We start from the raw sequence: 716 nt of genomic DNA on the forward strand, positions 1-716 counted from the left end.
GGGGGGGGCTCATCTCATTCACCGCGGACACGTACGTTGTTGCCTTGTCTTGAGGGCAACGTAGTGCAAGGATGTAGACGTGGTCCCACCCTCCCTCCTGGAGGTCAATGGGTCCGCCGTCAAGGGCGGCCTCTTCGGAGGCCGCCTCTTTAACTCCGCGGCCAGGTGACGATGGCGTCGGTCCGATCCCGTGTGACAGATTTCAAGTGCGCAGATTGGGCCGCCATCCACATTTCTGGAGAGCATCGAACGATTCTCTTGCCGTTGGCAGGGATGACTCTGCGGGTAGCTGCATACGCGGCGAGATCCGCCAGCTGGATGAAGTAGGACTGGCTTGAGTCGCGGCTCACCGGATCTTCCAGAAGTAGTGGCGCGTCCACTCGCTTCCCTGCTGGGTCGTAGCTGAACCTCCTGAACTTCCTCCATCGGGCTCGAAGCGCCTTGTAGTCACTAGTCTGGTCGTGGACCAGTACAATGGGCATGCCTGTATGGACTGTTCGAAGACGGAGTCGCTGGAACAGTATCCTCCACGCCATGTCCTCGACGTCAGTCTCCCGCTTTCGGACCATGTTCTTGTCGATGACGACCGCAAAAATCCCAGGGGACAGGGCTGCTGCCATCTGCATGTGTCGCTGGTAGATGTCTCGCAGCTGCCCGTCGCCGAGTCTCGCTTCTCTGAACTGCTTCTTGATTCCTACGATCCACTCAGCCTTAAC

At 58.8% G+C, this 716-nt stretch carries 1 protein-coding gene; it reads right to left on the bottom strand.

Annotation, left to right across the window (positions count from 1 at the left end):
* Positions 1–149 precede the first annotated feature (149 nt).
* Positions 150–716: DUF3800 domain-containing protein (locus HGBR_RS18520; protein ID WP_019160285.1), on the bottom strand; the 567-nt coding region annotated here is incomplete at its 5' end.

Origin of the sequence: Brevibacterium senegalense, assembly GCF_000285835.1 — a bacterium.
Classification (GTDB): domain Bacteria; phylum Actinomycetota; class Actinomycetes; order Actinomycetales; family Brevibacteriaceae; genus Brevibacterium; species Brevibacterium senegalense.